This is a genomic window from Streptomyces sp. NPDC021225 (assembly GCF_044332865.1).
GTDB lineage: Bacteria > Actinomycetota > Actinomycetes > Streptomycetales > Streptomycetaceae > Streptomyces.
This window is the reverse complement of the sequence record NZ_JBIRPV010000003.1, coordinates 1,164,987-1,182,527: the sequence shown is the minus strand read 5'-3', so window position 1 is coordinate 1,182,527 and position 17,541 is coordinate 1,164,987. Positions and strand designations below refer to the sequence as shown.

The following is a 17,541-nucleotide window of genomic DNA, read 5'->3' as shown; positions in this document are numbered from 1 at the left end:
CCTGCACACACATCAGGCCGAAACTTCCTTCAGCAGACGGTTGATCACGGCGGCGAGCCATGCCTGCGGGGCCGGGTGCATGAGGTACTCGTGCCCGACGTCCACGGCGTGCCTGGTGACGTGTCCGACGTACGGCCGCCAGCGGTCGACCAGCTCCGCCGCCTCCGCGTCGTCGCGGTCGGCGGTGGCGGCCACCAGGTGCATCTCGCCGTCGTAGTGCTGCGGCACGAACTCCCGTATCAGCGCCCCGTGCCGGTGGGACAGTGCCATGATCCGGCGCACCCGGTCCTCGCCGAGCGCGAGCAGCGGATGCTCGCCGTGACGCAGCACGTCCAGCACGTCGTCCGGGGTGAGTTCGCGCCCATCGAACTGGGCTCGATCGTGCCCGATCACCTCCATGACGTTCACCAGCATCTCGGACTCGGACCGCTGCTCCGCCGGTTGGTCGTGCTCCGGGTAGCCGTCCAGATTCACCACGAGGGCGACCTGCGCTCCCGCCTTCCGCAGCCGGGCCGCGAGCTCCTGCACCACCAGGCCGCCGAACGACCAGCCGAACAGGTGGTACGGACCCTCGGGCTGGATCTCCCGGATGCGGGCGAGGTACTCGTCGGCCAGTTCGCCCACGCTCTCCGGCAGCTCCGCCGCACCGGACAGCGCCGGCGACTGGAGCCCGTAGACCGGGTGGCCCGGCTCCAGGCGCAGGGCCAGGCCGATGTACGGCAGCGCGAAACCGACGCCGCTGTGCACGAAGAACAGCGGGGCGCGGTCGCCCTCCGGCCGGATCGGAAGCACCGGGGCCACCGGGTCGAGTTCCTCGACACCCTCGGCGTCGTCGAACACGCGGCCCATCGCCTCGCCGCGCCAGGCCGCCACCCGCTCGGGCGGCTGCCGCTCGCTCGCGACCGCGGCCAGTCGGGCGGCCGTGCGATGGGTGAACAGGTCCGAGATATCCAGCCGGAGCCCGGCCCGCACGGCGCGGTTGATCAGCCCGGGGGCGAGCAGCGAGTGCCCGCCGAGCTCGAAGAAGTCGTCCAGCACGCCCACTTCGGGCAGGCCGAGCACATCCGCGAACACGCCGCAGAGCAGCTCCTCCAGCACCGTCTCCGGTGCGCGCTGGTCGGTGACCGCCGCCTCCGGTGCCGGCAGCGCCGACCGGTCCACCTTGCCGTTGGGAGTCAGCGGCCAGGCGTCCAGTACGGCCAGGGCGGACGGCCGCAGATACTCCGGCAGCCACGCGGCGAGCTGCGCGCGCAGCTGCGCCGCCTCCGGCTCGGCGCCCGGCTCGGACACCACATAGCCGAACAGCCGTGACCGTTCGCCGTCGACGGTCACCAGGGCGTCCCGGACGCCGGGAAGCGCGCGCAGCGCGGCCTCGACCTCGCCGAGCTCGATCCGGAAGCCGCGGATCTTGACCTGGTGGTCGCTGCGGCCGACGTACTCGAGCCGACCGTCGTGGCCCCAGCGGACCAGGTCGCCGGTGCGGTACATCCGGGAGCCGGGCGAGCCGAACGGGTCGGCGACGAACCGGTCCGCGGTCAGACCGGGGCGGCCGTGGTAGCCACGGGCGAGGCCGTCGCCGGCGATGTACAGCTCGCCCAGCACGCGGTCCGGCACCGGTCGCAGCGCGGAATCCAGCAGGTAGACCCGGGTGTTCGCGATCGGCAGGCCGATCGCGGGCGCCCCGGCCCGCTCGGGGTCCAGCTCGGAGGACGTGGACCAGATCGTGGTCTCGGTCGGGCCGTAGACGTTGAGCACCGAGCGGGCCGCCGCGGCCAGGCCGGCCGCCAGCGGCTCGCTGATCGCCTCCCCGCCGGTGATCACCCGCAGTCCGCGCAGCGCCTCGGCGTCCGCGTCCAACAGCGCCTGCCACAGGCTCGGGGTCGCCTGCATGACATCGATCCGCTCGGCCGTGATCAATGCCGCCAGCGCCTGCGCGTCGCGTACCGCCGCCCGGTCCGCGAGGACGACCTCGCTGCCCGTCAGCAGGGGGACGAACAGCTCCAGGTTGGCCATGTCGAAGCCGAACGTGGTGGTCGCGAGGAAGCGCTCCCCCGCCGCGACCGCCAGTCTGCCGCGCATGTCGGCCAGCAGATTGCGCAGCGCACCGTGCGGCACGGCGACGCCCTTCGGGCGGCCGGTCGAGCCGGATGTGTAGATCAGGTACGCCGCGTGGTCCGGCAGCAGCCCGACGGGCTCCGCGAGGGCCGTCCCGACCGCCTCAGCCGGCCTGTCCAGCCCGCCCGTTTCATCCAGTTCGTCCATTTCATCGACCAGTAGCCGCGGCACATCCGTGTCCGGCAGCTCGGCCGAGGTCGCCGCGTCGGTGATCACCAGCAGCGGCCGTGCGTCCTCCAGCATGTAGCGGATGCGGTCGACCGGGTGGTCCGGGTCCAGGGGCAGATACGCCGCCCCGGCGCGAACCACCGCGAGCGCGGCGACCACCAGGTCCGTCACGCGTGGCAGCGCGATGCCGACCACCGTCTCGAGACCGGCGCCCCGCGCGAGGAGCGCGGCGGCCAACCGGCCGACCCGCCCGTCCAGTTCCCGGTAGGTGAGCGCGTGTGCGCCGCAGCGCAGTGCGACCCGGTCCGGGTTGCGGAGCACCGACTCGGCGAACAGGCCGGGCAGCAGCGCGGTGGGCACGGCGGCCGCGGTGTCGTTGCGCCGCACCAGGATGCGCTCCCGCTCACCCGGCTCCAGCACCGTCAGCGCGCCCAGCCGCTCGTCCGGCCGTTCGGCGACGGCGCGCAGCAGCCTGGTCAGCCGCTCACCCAACCGCTGCGCCGAGGTCCTGGTGAAAAGGTCCGAGCTGTACACCAGGACGCCGGAGACGCCGTCCGGCGCGCCGTCCGACCGTCGTTCGAACAGGTCGAAGGCCAGGTCCACCTTGGGCCGCGTGGTGTGGAGCGGCTCCTCGCGGCAGTCGAAGCCCGGCAGCCCCAGCGCCGACGCGCCGTCGTCCGGGGTGAACTGCACCAGCACCTGGAACAGCGGGTGCCTGGCCATCGACCGGGCCGGGTTGAGCGCCTCCACGAGGTACTCGAACGGCACGTCCTGCCGGGCGTACGCGGCCAGGTCGGTCTCCCGGACCCGATCCAGCAGATCCACGAAGCTCGGGTCGCCGCTGGTGTCGGTGCGCAGCACGAGCGTGTTCACAAAGAACCCGATCATGTCGTGCAGGCCCTCGTCGTCGCGGCCGGCGACCGTACTGCCCAGCGGGATGTCCGTGCCGGCACCCAGCTTGGTGAGCAGGGCCGCGACGGCGGCCTGCATGACCATGAACAGCGTGCTGTTGTGCTCCTGGGCCAGCTTGGCCAGCGCGTGATGCAGGTCGGCGTCGAGATCGAAGCGGACCATGTCGCCCGTGTGGCCGCTGACCGCGGGCCGCGCGAAGTCGCGTGGCAGCTCCAGTTCGTCCGGCAGATCGGCGAGCACCTCGCGCCATTCGTCCAGTTGCGAGGACAGCGGGCCGTCCGGATCCCGCTCGGAGCCGAGCAGATCTCGCTGCCACACCGCGAAATCCGTGTACTGCAGGGCCTCCGGCGCCCAGTCCGGCGCCCGGCCCGCCAGCCGCGCGGTGTACGCCTCGGCGAACTGCCGCAGCAGCGGTCCGGTCGACACACCGTCCACCGCGATGTGGTGGAACACGATGAGCGACACCGACTCGCCGTCGTCCAGCCGGTACAGGTGGGCCCGCAGCGGGCACTCGGTCTCCAGCTCGAAGCCGCGGTCCACCTCATGTGCCAGCTCGGCCGCGAGGTCCGCTGCCGCCATGTCCACGACCCGCAGCCGCGGCCGGAACTCCGGCCTCGGCACCTGGTGCGGCACTCCGTCGGCGTCCTGGGGGAAGACCGTGTGCAGGACCTGGTGGCGTGCCACGACGTCGCCGAGCGCCGCCTCGAACGCCCCCGGGTCGGGCACGCCCGAATAGCGCACCGCGATGGGCACGTTGTAGGTGCCGGTTCCGCCTTCGGCCATGTGGTTGAGGAACCACAACCTGCGCTGTGCGAACGACAGCGGCCACAGCTCGCCGTCGGCGAGCGGGGCGGCGGGCCGCAACGGCGGCCGGCTCGCCTGTTCGGCCTCGGGCAGCAGCGCTGCCAGCGCGGCCGGGGTGGGCGCCTCGAACAGCGCGCGAACCGGCAGGTCGACGCCTGTCGCGGCGCGCACCCGGCCCAGCGCGAAGATCGCCAGCAGCGAATGCCCGCCCAGCTCGAAGAAGTCCTCGTCGAGGCCGACACCGGTCCTGCCGAGTACCTCCGCGAACACGGTGCACACCAACTGCTCCGCCGGGGTCCGCGGCTCGCGGCTCTCCTCGGACACGCTCGGCTCGATCGCCGTCAGCGCGGGGCGGTCCACCTTGCCGTTGGGCGTCAGCGGCAGCTCGTCGAGCAGCAGCACCGCCGACGGCACCATGTAGTCGGGCAGGGCCGCCGCGAGATCGGCCTTGATGACGGCGGTGGCCGGCACCTGCGCGCCCGGGGCGGGCACGACGTAGCCGGACAGCCACGTGTTTCCGTCCTTCCCGTCCACGCGCGCCGCGGCCTCCCTGACGTAGGGCAGCGCGCGCAGCGCGGTCTCGACCTCGCTCAGCTCGATCCGGAACCCCCGGACCTTGACCTGGTCGTCGAGCCTGCCCAGGTATTCCAGGTCGCCGTCCGCGCCCCAGCGGACCAGGTCGCCGGTGCGGTACATCCGGCTGCCGTCCGCCGCGGCCGGATCGGCCACGAACGCGGTCGCGGTGCGCGTGGCCAGGCCCAGGTAGCCGACGCCGACACCGGCGCCGCTCACGAACAGCTCGCCGGGCACGCCGCTGGGTACCGGGCGCAGGTCGGGGCCGAGCACATGCAACGTCGTGTTGCGCAGCGGTCTGCCGATCGGCACCCGCCGGGCCGCCGCCAGCGGTGTGCGGATCTCGGCGTGGGTGACGTCGTCGGAGCACTCGGTCGGGCCGTAGCAGTTCATCATCGGCACCCGTGGGAACCTGGCCAGCCAGCGGTTGCACAGGTCCGGCGGCACCGCCTCGCCGGTGATCGCCAGCCAGCGCAGAGTGCCGAGGTCCACCTCGGCGCCGTCGGTCTCCCACCCGTCGAGCGCGGCCGACAGCAGGGACGGGACCACCTCGAGCACGGTGACGTCGTCGGTCCGCACGGTCTCGAACAGCACGCGCGGCTCGCGGGCCACGTCGTGGTCCACCACCCGCACCACGCCGCCGACCAGCAGCGGCGTCAGCATCTGCCACACCGAGATGTCGACGGTGACCGGCGCGTTGTGGATGAGCCGGTCCTCCGGGGTCAGCCGCAGTGCCTCGACCTTGGCGAGCAGGTGGTTGACCATGCCCGCGCGGTGGACCGCGACCGCCTTCGGCCGGCCGGTCGACCCGGACGTGAAGATCACGTAGGCGAGCGCCTCCGGGGCGTCCACGTCCGGCGCGAGATCGGCGGCCTCGTCCACCTGGTCCCCCAGCGGCACCAGCTCGGCCCGCACCTCGTGCTGCTCCGCCAGCACGGCGAGCAGTTCGGTGCCGAGGGCGCTGTGGGACTCATCGACCACCAGCCGGGTCGCCCCGCTGTCCAGCAGGGTGTCGACGAGCCGGCTCGGGCTCGCCGTGACATCCAGCGGCACATACGCCCGACCCGCGCCCAGCACGCCCAGCACGGCGGCGATGTGGCCGGCACCGCGGTCGGACAGCACGGCCACCCGCTCGCTGCCGGTCAGCCGCCGGGACAGCGCGCTGGCCCGGCCGACCAGGCCGGCGTACGTGGTGGCACCGTCCGGGTCGACCACCGCGATGTCGTCGGGCCGGGCCGCGGCGTGCGCCCGTACGCGGGCCACCAGGCCCTCGTAGCGCTCCGTGGTGACCGGGCCGGTGCCCAGCGTGTGCAGGTGCGCCTGCTCCGCCGCCGGCAGCGCGCCCAGTTCGCTCAGCCGGGCGTGCGGGTCCGTGACCACCGCGGTCAGCAGCGCCAGGAACCGGTCGATGGTGCGCTGCGCGGTGGATCGGGCGTAAAGCTCGGTGCGATACTCCAGGACGCCGACCATCGAGCTCGGCTCGCCGTCGCGGAAGCACTCGTCGAGCAGCAGCGACAGGTCGAACTTGGCACGGCGCAACGGAACCGGCTCGACCGATCCGAACAACGCGGCCGCCTCAGCGGTCGTGTCGACCCGGCTGGTCATCGTCAGCATGTACTGGAACAGCGGCTGCCGGGTCAGTGACCGGTTCGGGTTGAGCGCCTCGACCAGGTGCTCGAACGGCAGATCCTGGTGGGCGTACGCAGCCAGGTCCGACTCCCGCACCCGGTCGATCAGCTCGGCGAACGTCGGGTCGCCGCTGGTGTCGGTCCGCAGCACCAGGGTGTTGACGAAGAACCCGATCAGGTCCTCCAGCGCCTCGTCGTCGCGGCCGGCGACCGGGGTGCCGACCGGGATGTCGGTGCCCGCGCCGAGCCGGGCGAGCAGCGTCGCGAACGCCGCCTGGACCACCATGAACAGGCTGGCGTCCAGATCGGCCGCGAGGCGCGTCAGGTCGCGGTGCAGCCGCTCCGGGACCTCGAACGGCAGTTCCTCGCCCTCGTACCCGGACACCGCGGGGCGCAGATAGTCGGTCGCGACGTCCAGCGCCTCCGGGACGCCCTCCAGCGCCTTGCGCCAGTAGTCGAGCTGGCGCGCGGACACGCTCTCCGGATCGTCGGTGTCTCCGAGGAAGTCGCTCTGCCATACGCCGTAGTCCCGGTACTGCACGGAGAGCGGCGCCCAGTCGGGGGCGTGCCCGGCGATCCGCGCCGAGTACGCGGCGCACAGATCGCGCACCAGCGGGGTGATCGACCCGCCGTCGAAGGCGATGTGATGGATCACCAGGAGCAGCACGTGCTCGCCGTTGTCCACTTCGTACAGCACGCAGCGCAGCGGTGTCCGGGTCAGGTCGATCCTCAAGTCCGCCTGGGTCGCGAGCGCGTCGTCCAGGTGTTCGGCCCCGATGCGCACGACGGTGACCGGCACCTCCGGCCGCGGATCGAGGACCCGCTGCACGGGGGCACCGCCCTCGTCGGAGTACACGGTGCGCAGCACCTCGTGGCGCGTGGTCACATCGGCGAGCGCGGCGCGCAGCGCGGGCTCGTCCGCGGCCGCGGACAGCCGCACCGCGATCGGCACGTTGTACATGCCGGCGCCCTCGTCCTCCTGGAGCCGGTCCAGGAACCACAGGCGCTGCTGCGCGAAGGACAGCCCGGTCCGCCCGCCTTCGCGGGGCGCCGGCCGCAGCGGCGGGCGCGCTGCCGCCGCGCCGCCGATCGCCAGCGCGAGGCCCGCGACCGTCGGGGCCTCAAACAGCGCCCGGATCGGCACCTCCAGGTTCAGCATCGCCCGCAGCCGGGCGATCACCTTCGTGGCCAGCAGCGAGTGCCCGCCCAGGGCGAAGAAGTCGTCGTCGATGCCGATCGAGTCCAGGCCCAGCACCTGGGCGAAGACAAACGCGAGGCTCTCCTCCAGCGGGGTCCTCGGAGCGCGGCCGGCGGGCCGTGCCACGGCGCCCGGCTCGGGCAGCGCCGCGCGGTCCACCTTGCCGTTCGGGGTCAGCGGCAGGGTCTCCAGCGCGACCAGCGCGGCGGGCACCATGTAGTCGGGAAGCGACCCGGACACGTGCTCGCGCACCAGGTCCACATCCGGCAGCTCGCCGCCGGGCACCGGCACGACATAGCCGACCAGCCGTTTGCCGCCGCCGTCCTCGCCGAGCACCACGGACGCGTCGCCGACCGCGGGCGCGCCGCGCAACGCGGCCTCGACCTCGCCGAGTTCGATCCGGTAGCCGCGCAGCTTCACCTGGTCGTCCACGCGGCCCACGTAGTGCAGCACACCGCGGTCGTCCCAGCGGGCCAGGTCGCCGGTGCGGTACATCCGCTCGCCACCGGGATCGAACGGGGAGGCCACGAACCGGGTCGCGGTGAAGCCCTGCCGGTTCAGATAGCCGCGGGCCAGGCCGCCGCTGACGTAGATCTCCCCGGTCACCCCGGCCGGTACCGGGCGCAGCGCGGAGTCCAGGAGGTACACCCGGTGCGCCGCCAGCGGCCGGCCGATCGCCGGGCGCTCGGGCCCGTGCAGCGGGCCCGCGGCGGTGGAGGCGAGCACGGTCTCGGTCGGGCCGTAGCCGTTGAACATCCGGACGCTGTCCGACCAGCGGGTCACGACCTCCTTCTGGCACGCCTCGCCGGCGACCACCATGGTCAGGTCGGAGGGCAGGGTGCTGCCGTCGGGCAGCGCCGCGGCGACGGCGGGAGGGAACGCCAGCAGGTTGACCCGCTGCTCGGCGATCAGGTCGACCAGGGCCGGACCGGGCAGCCTGCTCAGCTCGTCGGTCAGCACCAGCGTGCCGCCGCCGAGCAGCGCCATCGACCACTCCCAGATCGACGCGTCGAAACTGGACGGCGCGAACTGGAGCATCCGGGTGTCCGGCACGACGTCGAACTTCGCGATCAGGTCGAAGACCATCTTGGTGAACCCGAGGTGGTCCACCACGACGCCCTTGGGCTGCCCGGTCGAGCCGGACGTGTAGATCACATACGCGGCATCGGTGGGCAGAAGCGGCCGGGTGCGCTCGGCGTCGGTCAGGTCGCCCGCGGGACGGGCGGCCACCCGCGCCGCGCAGTCCGCGTCGTCGACCAGGATCATCTCGGCCTCGGACGCCGGCAGCGCCTGGCTGATGTCCACCGTGGACACGATCACGGCGGGCCGGGAGTCGCCGAGCATGAACGCGATCCGGTCGGCCGGATACTGCGGGTCGACCGGGACATAGGCGGCACCGGCCTTCTGCGTCGCCAGCACCGATACCAGCAGTTCGGGGGTGCGCGGCAGCACCAGCGCGACGAGCGTGTCCGGGCCCGCGCCGCACGCGACCAGCTCGCGCGCCATCCGGTTGGCCCGCGCGTCCAGTTCGGCGTAGCTCATCGTGGCGCCGGTCCAGCTCAGCGCCGGTGCGTCCGGCGCGGCGGCGACCCGCTCGGCGAACAGCGTCGGCACGTCGCACACACGGCGCTCGGCGATCGAACCCGCCCACGGGCCGATGATGTCGCCACGCTCACCGGCGGTGAGCGCGTCGAGCGCCCCCAGCGGGCGGTCCGCGCCCGCCACCACGGTGCCCAGCAGCCCGATCAGCCGCCGCGCGACCCGTTCGGCGTCGGCCGGTCCGAACAGGTCCGGACGGTACGCCAGCTGTAGCCTGATCTGTCTGCCCGGATGCACCAGCAGCGCCATCGAGTACTCGCCGGACAGCTCGGCGCGGATGTCGTCCACCGCGAGCCCCGGCACGATCGCGCTCAGCTCCGCGATGTCCATCGGGTAGTTCTGGATGGTCACCGACGTGTCCAGCAGCCGACGGATCCCGGTCAGCCGCTGGATGTCGCCGAGACCGAGGTGCTGGTGTTCGGTCAGACCCAGCTGCTGGTCCTGGAGGTCGGCCGCCACCTCGGCGAACGACCGGTACGGGTCGAGCCGCACCGGCACCGGCAGGGTGTTCACGAACATGCCGACCATGTCGTCCACTCCGGACAGGTCGGCCGGGCGGCCGGACTGCACGCTGCCGAACACCACGTCCCGGCTGCCGGTGAGCTGGCCGACCAGGATCGCCCAGCAGCTGTGCATCACGGTGCCGAGCGTGAGCTCACGGCGGCGGGCGAACTCGGTGACCGCCGAGGTCAGGTCAGCCGGCAGGTCGAAGAAGAGATGCTCGGGCCGCACCGGCGGGACCTCGTCGCCGTGCGGTGAGATCAGCGTCCCCTCGGAGACGTTCGCCATCGCGCCACGCCACGCCTGCTCGGCGGTCTCGTCGTCCCGGCTGTCCAGCCATCTCAGATAGTCCTGGTACGGCCTGGGTTCGGTGAACGACGCCGCGCCCCCTCGGTAGGCGGCCAGCAGCTCGCGCATCACGATCGGGGTGGACCAGCCGTCCGCCACGATGTGGTGGAACGTCCACAGCAGACGGTGTCTGTCCGGGCCGACGCGGATCAGCGTGAACCGCATGAGCGGCGGCGCCGCCAGGTCGACACCGCGATCCCGGTCGGCGGCCGCGAAATCGGCGAGCTCCGCCTCGGAGGCGCCGGTCATGTCCACTTCCGACCACGGCAGCTCGACCGACTCGGGGATGACCTGGAGCTGCTCGCCGGTCGCGCTGTAGCGGAAGCAGCAGCGCAGGTTGACGTGCCGGTCCAACAGGCTCGCCGCGGCGGCGCGCAGCCGATCGGGAGCCAGCGGGCCGGTCAGGTCCGCGAGCACCTGGACGTGGTAGACGTCCAGCTCGTTCTTGTGCAGGCCCGCGTGGAACAGCATGCCCTTCTGGAGCGGCGACAGGGACAGCACGTCCTCGAGCGGGCCGAGGTCGGCCTCGAGTCCGTCGATCTCGCGCTGCGTCAGCGTCGATACCGTCAGGTCGGAGGGCGTACGGCCGCCCGCGCCCGGCGTGGCGGTGTGCTCGGCCAGCAGGTCCAGCAGCCGCAGCCACTCCCCGGCCAGTTCCTCGCCGCCGGGGAGCAGATCGGGCAGATACGCCCAGTCGGCGACCAGCCTGCCGTCGCGAACCGCCACGGTCACGGTCACCACATGGCCGGCCGGGGTGGCCGGGTCCGCCTCGGCGGTCACCGGGCCCGGCAGCTCGCCGTCGAACCGCAGCCGCACCTGCGGGGTTCCGCGCCGGGCGAGCACGTCGCCGGTCTGCGGGTTGAGGTGGCGCAGCAGGCCATAGCCGGAGCCGCCGTCCGGCAGCGCCCGCAGCTGCTCCTTGACCCGCTTGACCGCGTCGTCGAGGTCCGCATCGCCCGGGGCGAGATCCTCCACATACGTGACGGCCGCGTCCGCCCGGACCGGGAACCCGCTGGTGCAGCGGCCGACCGTACGGCCGAGGTCCAGTCCCTCGACGAGCCGTTCCCTCGCGTATCCGTCCAGCTCGACCAGCAGGGCGGTGCGGCCCGTCTCGGCCTCTCCGCGGTGCGCGGAGCCGGCCAGCGCCAACGCGGCCAGCAGCGCGTCCTCGGTGGTGGCGTGGAACGCCGACGGCAGCGTGGACAGCAGCGCCGTGCTGGTCCCGGCGGACACCTCCTGCCGGAGGTGACGCACCGCGGCCACGGTGTGCGTGGCCGGGTCCAGCACGGCGTCCGGCACCAACTGGGCGTCGGAGTCGAGCTGTTCCGTCCACGACGGCAGTTCACGCACCCGGCGCGCGGCGCGCGCCTGCCCGGCCAGCTCGGTCGCCCACGCCCGGTAGGACACCGGCACGTCGCCCGCCACCGGCACGCGGCCGGCGACGGCGTCGCGGCACCCGGCGAGCAGGTCCTCGGCGAGCACCCGCCACGACGCGGCGTCCGCCACCAGCTCGTGCGCCAGCATCAGGATGCGCTGCCCGGTGAGCACCACCTGGAGCGCGACGCCTTCGCCCACCGCCAGCCGGGTCCGCGCGGCGGCGGCCAGCTCGGCCGGCTCTGCCGGGCCTGTGGCCGCGGCGGCCTCGGTCACGAGCCGCTCCGCGCGCACCGCGGCCGCCGGCCGTACGCCCAGCGTCAGGAGGCCCTCGAACGGCTCGTTCAAGCACAGCCGCAGCGCCTCGTGCCGGTCGAGCAGCGCCTGCACGGCCGCGGTCAGCGCGGCCAGGTCGGTGCCCTCCGGGGCGTCCAGGACCAGGTACTCGCCCAGCTGCGCGGCCGGACCCGGCAGCGCACCGGCCCGGTCCCGCAGCCGCTGCACCGAGGGGGTCAGCTCGACATCGTGCGCGTCGTGCTGTCCGCCCGCTGCGGCTGTCTCCGGCTGTGTCACGATCTCTCCCTACCGTTGAGTCCGCAGTGGACGACGAGGGCGCGCAACGCCCGGAACCAGGTGTGCGCGATGTCTCCGGCTTCCGCGTCGCCGAACAGCTCGCCCGCCCAGAGCCAGTCGGCCACCAGGTGCGGCCCGGTCGGCCGGTCCTCGGTGACGGGTGTGACGGCCAGGACGTGCCGCAGCGGCATGTCGGCGCTCGTGGCGGTGGCGATCACCGCGTCGCCGCCGTCCAGCCGCCAGGCGCCCGTTCCGGTACCCGCGGTGAACCGGCCCAGGTAGTTCAGGCCGAGCTCGGGCGGCGCGAACCGCCCCAGCGCGGACTCCGTCTGAGCATTGAGGTAGCGCAGCAGTCCGTAGCCCAGGCCGCGGTCGGGCGCGGAGTACGTGCGCGCCGCGAGCCGTCCCAGCGATTCACCGCCCGCCCAGAGGTCGTCCCAGTCCGGCACCGCACCGTCCGCCGACACATCCAGCCGCACCGGGAAGATGCTCGTGAACCAGCCCACCGTGCGGGCCAGGTCCTCGCCGTCGATCGGCTCGCGGCCGTGCCCTTCCAGCTCCACCAGGACCTGCCCGGCGGGCTCGCCCCTGCGGCGCCGCCAGTCGGCGACGGCGATGCCCAGCGCGGTCAGCAGCACGTCGTTGACCTCGACCCCCAGTGCGGCCGGGGTCACACTGAGCAGTGGCCTGGTCACCTCGGGCGGCAGGACCAGGCGCAGCGAGTGCCCGGTGGCGTAGGTGTCGCGCAGCGGGTCGAGCGGCCGGTCGGCCATCGGCGGCCCCGGGTCGCGCACCTGCTCGAGCCAGGCCGGGAACTCCGCGAGCCGGGCGCTGGACCGGGCGTTCCGGCCGAGCGCGCGGCACCACTGGCGGTACGAGGTGCCGACGGCGGTGAGCGCGATGTCCCGGTCCGCCACCGCGGACTCCCACGCCTCGCGCAGGTCCGGCACCAGCACCCGCCACGACACGCCGTCCACGCACAGGTGGTTCACCAGCCACAGCAGCCGGTCCGGGGCGCCGTCCGCGCCGCGGACCAGCACCACCTGGGTGACGATCCCGCGCTCCGGGTCCATGCGGGCCTGTGCGGCCGCCGCGAGCTCCGGTATCGGCGCGAGGGCGGCCTCGGTGAGCACGTCGCTCGCCTTCACCGCCCCCGGCGGCAGGGTCTCCATCACCCACTGCCCGGCGACCGGGACGCTCACCTGCATCCGGAGCGCGTCGTGGTGGTCGAGCACGGCCTGGAGCGCGAAGCCGAGCCGGTCGACGTCCACCTCGGACGGGACCTCGACCACCACGTACTGGCCGTAGCGGCGGACCGCCGTCGGCAGGCCGTCCGCGGCCAACAGGGCCAGGTCCGCGCGCAGTTGCGCGGTCACCGGCGGCGGCTCGACCTCGCCGACGCCGTCCTCCGCGCGCGGCACCGCCGACTGCCCCGCCGGCACGGCGGCGGCCGCGATCGCGGCCGGGGTCTTCAGCTGGAAGATCTGCTGCGGGGTGACCAGCAGGCCCTCCCTGCCGATCCGGCTGGACACCTGGATCGAGATGATGCTGTCCCCGCCCAGGGCGAAGAAGTTGTCGTCCGGGCCGATCGCGGGCAGCCCGAGCGCGTCGGCGAACAGCCGGCAGAGCAGCTGCTCCTCCGGTGTCTCCGGGTCACGGGCCACACCCGCCCGCGCCACCTCGTCCGCCTCCGGCTCGGGCAGCGCCCGGCGGTCCACCTTGCCGTGCCCGGTCAGCGGCAGCGCGTCCAGGGTCACCAGCACGGACGGCACCATGTACTCCGGCAGCACCTCGCCGAGCCGCTCGCGCAGCCGGGCCGGATCGGCCTCCGCTCCACCCGTGGGCACCACATAGCCGACCAGCCGCTGCCTGCCGAGCTCACCGAACACGGCCGCGGCGGCGTCCCGCACCTGCGGCAGCGCCTGCATCGCGGCCTCGACCTCGGCCAGTTCGATCCGGTTTCCGCGCAGCTTCACCTGGTGGTCGCGGCGCTCCACGAACTCCAGCTGCCCGTCCGACCGCCAGACCACCCGGTCGCCGGTGCGGTACATCCGCGAACCGGCGCCCGCGAACGGATCGGGCAGAAACGCCGTCGCGGTCTTCGCCGGATCACCGAGATAGCCGCGGCCGACGCCGGAACCGCCGACGTACAACTCGCCGATGGCGCCACGGGGCACCGCACGCAGATCGTCGCCCAGCACATACAGCGAGGTGTTGCGGACCGCGCGGCCGATCGGAACCCGGCGCCGCGCCATGCCGCTGGTGCCGTCCTCGGCGGTGAGCACCGCGTGCGTGACGTCGTCCGAGCACTCGGTGGGTCCGTAGGCGTTGAGCACGGGGATCTTCGATTCGCGGCGGAACCAGCGGCGGCACAGGTCGGCGGGCATCGCCTCGCCCGTCACCAGAAGCCGGCGCAGGGTGCTCAGCCGCGGGCCGCCGTCCAGGGCGTCCCACGAGTCCAGCGCGGCGCGCAGCAGCGACGGCACCACCTCGACCACGGTGACGCCCTCGTCCACGACCAGCGGGAACAACAGGTTCGGGTCGGCGGCGACGACGCGCGACACGATGCGCACCCGGCCGCCGACCAGCAGGCCCGCCAGCAGCTGCCAGACGGAGATGTCGAAGGTGAGCGGCGCGTTCTCGAGGACCGTGTCGGCCGGCGTCAGGCCCAAGTCCTCGATCTTGGCGCGCAGGTGGTTCACCATGCCGCCGTGGTGCACCATCGCGCCCTTCGGTGTGCCCGTGGAGCCGGAGGTGAAGATGACATACGCCAGCTCGTCCGGGTCGTCGGGCAGCTCGGCGAGGTCGGTGTCCTCAGCGTCGTCCAGCAGCACGATGTCGGCATGGGTCACGGCGGCGATCTCGGTGGCCAACTCGAGGTGTTCGGCGTCCACCAGCAGGCAGCCGATCGCGTTGTCGGCCACCAGGCCGGCGGTGCGCGCGACGGGGGCCCGCACGTCCAACGGCACGTATGCCGCGCCCGCGCCCCAGGTGCCGAGCACCCCGACGACGAACGCGGCGCCCGGCCCGGCGACCACGCCGACCAGCCCGGTGTCCGGCAGCCGCCGGGCCAACGCGTTCGCGCGCGCCACCAGTTGCCCGTAGGTCACCTCGCGTGGCGCGTCGCCCGGACCGTCGACCAGCGCCACCGCGTCGGGCTGCCGCGCGGCGACCGCACGGATCGTCGCGGGGACGCTCAGGTACGGCTCGTCGCGGACCGGCCCGGCGGACATCCGGTCGTAGTGGCCAACCTCGATGGCGTCGAGCAGCGGCACCTCGCCCACGAGGGCCTGCTCCGCGGAGCCGGCGAACCGGCCGAGGAACCCCGCGAACCGGTCCAGGTGATCGGCCACCTCGTCCGGGTGGTACAGGTCCGGGTTGCCGTTGATGCTCAGCCGCAGGGTCTCGCCGGGGTTGTCGACCGTGGTCACCATCAGGTCGCTGACCAGGCCGGTGGTGAGGTTCTCCACCGTCGCCGTGCACGGGCCCAGGTCCAGCCCGGTCAGCAGCGGCAGCATGTTCACGAACGGGCCGGTCGGCCAGGGGTCGTCGGCCTGGAGGCCGAGGTCGCGGCGGATCGCGCCGACCCGGTAGCGCTGGCGGCGCAGCAGCCCGCCGAGCTCCGCCGAGGTTCGGCGGAGCAGTTCCGGACGGCTCTCCGCGCGGTCGACGTGCACCTCCATCGGCAGGAAGTTCGCGGTCATCCCGGGGATCTTGAGGGCGGCCGCACTCGTCCGGGCGCTCGCCGCGACCGTCAGCGTCACGTCCTCGGCGCCCGTCATCCGGTTGGTGTAGAGGGCGGTCGCGGCCATCATCAGCGCGCCGGTGGTCACCCCGGCCCCGGTCGCGGCACCGCGTACGGCGCCGGACACCCGCTCGTCCAACACGCGGGTACGGCGCAGGAACGCGCGGGGCAGCGAGTGCACCGGCGACCGGGTGGACAGCGTGGTCGCCGCGGTGGGCCGCGGAAACCGGGCCCGCCAGAACGTGCGGTCCCGCTCCTCGAACCGTGATCCGAGGTAGGACTCCTCCTCCTCGATCAGCAGCCGCAACGGCGGCAGCGCACCCTGGCCCGGGTCGCCGCCGACGGCACGGGTCGCATAGATCTCCGCGAACCGGCGCCAGTACACGATATGGCTGTAGCCGTCGCTGATCGCATGGTGGATGCAGAGGTACAGCTGGGTCCGCTCGGGGCCCAGCCGCAGCGCGGCCAGCCGCATCAGCGGGAAGTCGGTGATCGCGAACGGGCGCACCAGGTCGGTGTCCATCCACCGCCGGGCGGCGGCTTCGGTGTCCGGCTCTCCGGACAGGTCGTGCCAGGTCATCGGCAGGGCGGGCAGTGGCCGTACGGTCTGCTGGGGCAGCCCGTCCCGCTCGACGAACTGAATCCGGGTGCACTCCGCCTCGTGCACCAGCTGCCGTACGGAGGCCTCCAGCACCGCAGGGTCCACCGGGCCGCGGATGTCCACGCACACGCCGGAGTTGTAGGCCGGCGTCCCGCCGGAGAACTGCTCGTCGTACCAGATCTCCGCCTGGCCCGCCATCAGCGGGAACACGGTCCGGGTATCCGCCGTCGGGTGCGGCTGCGCTGCGGTCACGACTGCCTCCTGGTGGTGGCGGACTCCGCCACGGTCGGGGCCGGCGCGCCGGCCCCGAAGTGCTCCGCCACCCACTCGTCGTCGTAGATGGTGTCCAGATAGCGCTCACCGAGGTCCGGTGCGATGGCCACGGCGGTGAGGTCGCCGGCCGGCGCGTGCTCGGCCAGCCAGCGAAGCGCGCCGGCGACCACGGTCCCGGTCGAGCCGCCGAACAGAAAACCGTTGCGCTGCATCGTCCGGCAGGTGCGCACGGTGTCCGGTTCGGCCACGAGGACCACTTCATCGACGTATGACCGGTCCAGCAGGGTGGGCCGCACCGCGGTGCCGAGGCCCGGGATGAACCGCGGCGCGGGCGGGAACCCGAAGGTGACCGACCCCTCAGCATCGATCGCCACGATCCGCACGGACGGCTTCTCCTCGCGCAGGTGGCGCGCGCAGCCCATCAGCGTTCCGGTGGTGCCCGCACCGACGAACAGCACGTCCAGTTCCGGGAACTGCTTGAGGATCTCCGGGCCGGTCGTGCGCGCGTGCGCGATCCAGTTCGCCGGGTTGCTGTACTGGTCGAGCCAGACGTATTGCTCGTTCTCCCGGCACAGTTGCTCGACGTACGCCAGCCGGGCACCGAGCAACCCGCGCTCCGCATGCGGCTCGGTCACCACGCGCACCTCCGCGCCGTGCGCCCGCATCAACCGCTGCGCGCTCAGCGTGCAGCGCGAATCGGTGACACACACGAAGCCGTAGCCGTAGCTCGCCGCGACGATGCTCAGCGCGACGCCCAGATTGCCCGACGAGCTCTCGACGATGGTCGTGCCGGGGCGCAGCACGCCGGCCCGCTCGGCGGCGCCGACCATCTCCAGGGCCGCCTTCAGCTTCACCGAGCCCGCGAAGTTGAAGCCCTCGCACTTGAGGTAGAGCGACTGCCCGAACATCGGCTCCATGGCCACATAGAGGTCCCCGACGTTGAACTCCTCGGGCCGGGTGATCACCGTCATCGCAACTCCCGGAGAACTCGTTGGATCCGATCCCCAGAAGTGATCGAGAAAGCCGACCGCGACTCCGTCATCGACATCTTCTCCGAACCCCTACTCCCTGACTCGCAATCCCCGACGATGGTCGCTTCCCCCGCTGACAGGGCGATGACGTAGCACTG

General features: G+C 73.1%; 3 protein-coding genes. All 3 read right to left on the bottom strand.

Annotated features, from left to right (window positions below; genetic code table 11):
- Positions 1 to 12: 12 nt before the first annotated feature.
- From ACH4S9_RS18470 to sbnA, 3 genes are read right to left on the bottom strand one after another with little or no spacing between them, the layout of a single operon-like run.
- Positions 13 to 11,793: an amino acid adenylation domain-containing protein gene (locus ACH4S9_RS18470; RefSeq protein WP_398372946.1), complete on the bottom strand. Its 11,781-nt coding sequence runs from the start codon at positions 11,791 to 11,793 to the stop codon at positions 13 to 15.
- Positions 11,790 to 16,391, bottom strand: a complete 4,602-nt coding sequence (locus tag ACH4S9_RS18465; protein WP_398372944.1) for an amino acid adenylation domain-containing protein — start codon at positions 16,389 to 16,391, stop codon at positions 11,790 to 11,792. The genes ACH4S9_RS18470 and ACH4S9_RS18465 overlap by 4 nt, the downstream gene beginning before the upstream one ends.
- Entirely contained in the window at positions 16,388 to 17,383 is a 996-nt protein-coding gene (gene sbnA / locus ACH4S9_RS18460) for a 2,3-diaminopropionate biosynthesis protein SbnA (protein ID WP_311721783.1), read from the bottom strand. Before sbnA ends, ACH4S9_RS18465 begins: the two co-directional genes overlap by 4 nt.
- Between the last annotated feature and the right edge of the window lie 158 nt (positions 17,384 to 17,541).